The organism is Lapillicoccus sp. (assembly GCF_036559105.1).
Taxonomy (GTDB): Bacteria; Actinomycetota; Actinomycetes; order Actinomycetales; family Dermatophilaceae; genus Lapillicoccus.
The window spans coordinates 1-4,933 of record NZ_DATBTV010000036.1; the positions used below are offsets into that span (position 1 = coordinate 1).

Sequence of the window (4,933 nt, forward strand, 5' to 3'; positions counted from 1 at the left end):
TCCCCGCTGATGAAGCCGCCGCCGTGCAACCAGACGAGACACGGAGGTGGCATGTCACCGGCCTGGGCCGGCTCGTAGACGCGCACCGGCACGGAGCCGTGGGGCCCCAGCGCCACGTCGTCCCGGGTGGTGACCCCCGGCGGCCCAGGGACTGGACCCCAGTCGTCGAACCGCCGGAGTTGCTCCCGCCCGGCCTCGGTGCTGTAGGCCTCACGTAGGGACGTCAGGCCCTCGAGGAGTGCAAAGCGAGCGGCGACGTCAGAGTCGATCGGCACGAGGCTCCCCTTCGTGGACGGATCGACCGGCCGTGCCGCTCACCGGCTCGGCGGCCGCCCGTGTCTGGCCGACGGCGAAGTCAGGCACGACGTCAGGACCCGTCGAGCCTGGTGGCGATGTCGCGAGCGCCGGCGACGGCGAGGGCGACCGAGGTGAGCGTGGGATTGCACGCGATGGCCGTGGGGATCACGCCGTTGCCGGCGACGTAGAGGCCGTCGACACCCCAGACCCGCGAGGTCGGGGAGCAGACAGAGGCGCCGTCGTCGGTCTCGCCCATCCGGACGGTGCCCTGGTAGTGCAGCGACGTACCCGGAGCAAAGGTGAGCGGCTCGTCGTCCAAAGGGTCGCCGAGTGCCTCGCCGGCGCGTCGGATCGCCGCGCGTGAGGCCTCGATGGAGGCACGGTCGCGTTCGGTGAGCCGGTAGTGGATGCGCATGGCCGGCATGCCGTAGGGGTCGCTCCCGGTGTCGTCGAACTCGACGCGGTCGGACTCCTGCAGGTCCTTGGCGCAGAACCAGCCGAGCCCGACGATCGAGCCCGGGGCGGGCACGTCGTCGTCTGCGAGCGGCACCGGTGAGGCGTCAAGCTGCATGACCTGGCCGTGGAAGGGCTCCTCGTCGGTGTACGGGACCCAACTGACGCCGCTCTGCGGCACGATCTCCGGTGCCGTGCGGGAGTCGACCTGCTCCTCGGAGACGTGCGCGACGTCGCGTAGGCGGACGGCGAACACCGTTTGCGGCTGGTCGTTCAGGTACCGGCCCAGGGCGCGCGGCCTGACGCCGGAGGCCCAGAGCAGCTGCGGGGTGCGCAGCGCATCGGCCGCGACGACGATGAAGCGCGCGCGGACGACGTGTTCATCGCCGGTCCGCAGATCCCGGACCCGGACGCCTGTCGCCCTGTCGCCGTCGATCACGACCTCGCTGGCCAGCGCCTGGGGAACGAGGGTGAAGTTCGGGTTGGACCGGGTGGCCTGGCCGAACACGACGTCGGCGCCCGACCAGGTGACCCGGCCGTCGTCGTGCCGGACGACCGCCAGGGGCATCGGGGCCACCCTCCGGTCGTCGTCGCGACCGTCGTCGAAAGCGGCGGACAGGCGCTTGCGCACCTCGTCGGCGAACGGGGCGTCGTCGAACGCGTGCGCGTCCACGGCCAGCAGCCGCCCACCCTCGTCGAGCAACTCCTCCAGGTCCGGCAGGAAGGTGATGCGCTCGCTCCCGCCCGGACGCGGGCAGGCGCCGGTCCAGTGAGCGCCCATTCCACCGACGTTGCTGGACATCGCCACGCTGGGCAGTCCGTCCTCGCCAGGCTGCTGATATCCGGCGGCCAGGAGGAACGTGCCAGGGCGCACCAGCCGGGGCGCCGTGTCGACGTACCCCTCGAGGGTGTCGGTCGGGGTGTCGTCGCGTTGAGGGGCTGGCCCCTCCGACAACCGTTGCGCCTGGGCCCGCGCCGCCGGGTCGACGATGTTCTTCACGTGCACGCCGGGCGGATCGGCGAGCAGCGGGCCGACCTCGAAGGTGGCCACGGTGGCGGACGGGCACCGCTCGCTCAGGATGCGCGCGTAAGCCGCCCCGCAGGGGCCACTGCCGACGATGGCCACGTCGACGAGGTCTGGGAATGTCCGGGTCATGGGGATGGGTCTCTCCGGGAGTCGGTCGGCCGTTGTCGGGCGGAAGTAGCGCGGGCAGAGTCCTGGCGCGCCGAGATGGCCCCGCACGTCGTGCGCCGGGCGTGCGGATGGTGCGATCAGCTGGATGCAGCCAGCTGCGCGGCGAGGAAGTGGTGCCGTTGCTCCCGCCGCGCGGCCTGCCGAACGGGGTCCGGAACAGGCGCGGCGAGCAGGAGGCGCTGGGTGTAGGGGTGCGCGGGCGTGATGGTCACCGTGTCGGCGTCCCCGGCCTCCACGATCTCGCCCCGGAACATCACGGCTACCCGGTGGCTGATGTGCCGGACGACCGCCAGGTCGTGCGTGACGAAGAGGTAGGCGACGCCTGTGAGGTGCTGGATCTCGGTGAACAGGTCCAGGACTCGGGCCTGAGTGGACAGGTCCAGGGCGCTGACCGGCTCGTCGCAGACGATGAGCCTGGGGTCCCGGCACAGGGCGCGGGCAATGGCGACGCGCTGGCGCTGTCCTCCGGAGAACTCCCGCGGAAGCCGGGAGGCGGCGTCGGCGGGCAGGTGGACCTTGTCCAACAGGTCCCGCACCCGCCGTTCGGCGACGGCACGCGAACTGCCGGTCACCAGCAACGGCTCGGTCAGGATGTCCCCGACGGTCATCGCCGGGTTCAGGGACGTGAACGGGTCCTGGAAGACCACCTGCACGTCCTTGCTGAGGGCCCGTCGCTCACGTCTGCCCAAGCCGGAGATGCTCCGGCCGGAGAAGTGGATGTCGCCCCCCGTCACAGGAGCGAGCCCGAGGATGGCCCGACCCAGGGTGGTCTTGCCGGACCCGGATTCACCGACCAGGCCGACGGTCTCGCCGGCCCCGACGGTCAGCGAAACCTGGTTCAGCGCGCGGAAAGGCGGCGCCCGCCACCCCCTTACCGGGTAGTCGACGATGACCCGATGCAGCTCGAGCAGAGCAGGTGCGGCGGTCATCGGGTGCCTCCGAGGTCCGGGACGGGCTGCGGTGACGGGGCGAACCGGGCGGATCGGGGCGGCGTGTCCTCGAGCGTGGCGGCCAGCAGCATCCGCGTGTACTCGTGCCGCGGCGCCCGGAAGAGCTCCTCTACGGGCGCCGTCTCGACGATCTGGCCGGACTGCATGACCGCCACCGTGTCGCAGAGGTCGGCGACCACGCCGAAGTTGTGGGTCACCAGAACCACGCCCATCTGCCGCTCGGCTTGCAGCTCGCGGATCAGGTCGAGCACCTCGGCCTGCACGGTGACGTCGAGAGCCGTGGTCGGTTCATCGGCGATGAGCAGGTCAGGGTTGCAGGAGATGGCGCCCGCGATCAGCACGCGCTGGGCCATGCCACCCGAGATCTGATGGGGATAGGCGGTGAAGACCCGGTCCGGGTCCGGTATGCCGACCCGGGAGAGCAGCCGCAGCGCCTCGGCCTTCCCGGCGGCCCGCGACAGCCCCAGGTGGTGGCGCATCGGGCCGACCAGTTGGCTGCCGATGCGGCACGACGGGTCGAGGTTGGACATCGGCTCCTGCGGGATGTAGCCGATGCGGCAGCCTCGGAGCCGGTTCATCGCTGCCGGGGAGATCCCGCGCAGGTCCGCGCCGTCGAAGGACAGGCGGGCGGCCGACGTCCGGGCCCGCGGGGGCAGCAGGCCGAGCACGGAGAAGGCGGTCTGCGACTTGCCCGAGCCGGATTCGCCGACCAGCCCGAGGATCTCGCCTCGGTGGACGGTTAGGGACACGTCCTGGACCACGACCGACTCCGGCGCGTCGGGTCTCGGGTAGGACACCCGCAGCCCGCGGATGACCAGCAGGCCCTCGGGGACCGCGACCTCGTGGGTGGTCTCCCCGGTCGCGGTGATGACCGGCCCGGACGCAACGACGTCCCGCCGGCCGCGGACGCGGCTGCCGGTCCCGCCGACGCCGAGCGCATCGCGCAGTGCGTTGCCGATCAGGCTGAAGGCGGTGACGGTCAGCACGATCGCCAGGCCGGGCCAGAGCAGCAGCAGCGGCGCTGTGTAGATGTTCTGGAATGCGTCGCTCAGCATCCCGCCCCAGCTGGCCTGGTTCGCCGAGCCGAGACCGAGGAACTCCAGACCCGCCTGGACGACGATCCCAACGCCGAGCAGCTGCGACACCTGGATCACGGTCGGCGCGACGACCACCGGGAGGATGTGCCGACGCATGATCCGGGTGTCGCCGAGCCCCGAGACGCGTGCGGCGTCGACGTAGAGCTCGCCGCGCACGCCGATCACCGAGGCACGGATCAGGCGGAAGACCGCAGGAGTGATGATGACGCCGAAGACGGTCATGGCCAGGACCGTGCTGCGTCCCCATTGGGCCAGCACGACGAGCAGAACGATGATCGCCGGAAGCGCCATCAGCAAGCTGCTCACCCAACTGGCCACCCCGTCGAACCAGCCCCGGAAGTAGCCGGCGAGAAGCCCCGTGGGGAGTCCGAGGACGAGGGAGACTGCCACGACGATGAGCGCGCCGACCAGGCTGGTCCGCGCCCCGTAGAGCAGCTCGGACAGCAGGTCGCGACCGGTTCCGTCGGTGCCGAGGGGGTGGCCCCCGCCCATCGGGGCAAGCGCGTCGGCGATGTGGGACGCCGTCGGGCTCTGTGACGTCAGCACGGGTGCCAGCACCGCGAGCACGACGACGACCGCGACGAACACGAGCGAGACGACGGCGAGCGGCTTGCCCACCAGCCGGCGCAGGACACCGGCCCGGGCGGGCGCGGGAGGCGTGGCGCCGGGGACGGGGGCACCGATGGCAGGGCCGCCGGCAAGACTTCCGTCGAGAACGCTCATGCGGTGCGCACCTTGGGGTTGAGCCAGCCGAGGACAACATCGACAAGCAGGTTCACGATCACGACGAGGACGACGGTCACGACGACGATGCCGAGCACGAGCGGCACGTCGCCCTGTCCTGCCGCGGACGTCGCCCGCGCGCCGATGCCGGTCAGACCGAAGACCTTTTCGATGACGACGGCGCCGCCGATCAGGGCGATGAACTGCAGGGAGAGCAC

Annotated in this window: 4 protein-coding genes and 1 pseudogene; all 5 read right to left on the reverse strand. The window is 71.5% G+C overall.

The window, feature by feature from the left end; genetic code table 11:
- A pseudogene (locus VIG79_RS05325) lies at positions 1 to 275 on the reverse strand (alpha/beta hydrolase); the annotation flags it as partial.
- Positions 276 to 367: 92 nt separating this feature from the next.
- Positions 368 to 1,906, reverse strand: coding sequence for a GMC oxidoreductase (locus VIG79_RS05330; RefSeq protein ID WP_331883079.1), 1,539 nt, complete (start codon positions 1,904 to 1,906; stop codon positions 368 to 370).
- A 116-nt stretch (positions 1,907 to 2,022) separates the two neighbouring features.
- The gene (locus VIG79_RS05335) at positions 2,023 to 2,874 is read right to left on the reverse strand and encodes an ATP-binding cassette domain-containing protein (protein WP_331883081.1); all 852 of its coding nucleotides are present in this window, start codon (positions 2,872 to 2,874) and stop codon (positions 2,023 to 2,025) included.
- Positions 2,871 to 4,715, reverse strand: coding sequence for a dipeptide/oligopeptide/nickel ABC transporter permease/ATP-binding protein (locus VIG79_RS05340; protein WP_331883084.1), 1,845 nt, complete (start codon positions 4,713 to 4,715; stop codon positions 2,871 to 2,873). The genes VIG79_RS05335 and VIG79_RS05340 overlap by 4 nt, the downstream gene beginning before the upstream one ends.
- Positions 4,712 to 4,933, reverse strand: a 222-nt coding sequence (locus VIG79_RS05345) for an ABC transporter permease subunit (protein ID WP_331883087.1), incomplete at its 5' end; no start/stop codon positions are given. The genes VIG79_RS05340 and VIG79_RS05345, both read right to left, overlap by 4 nt.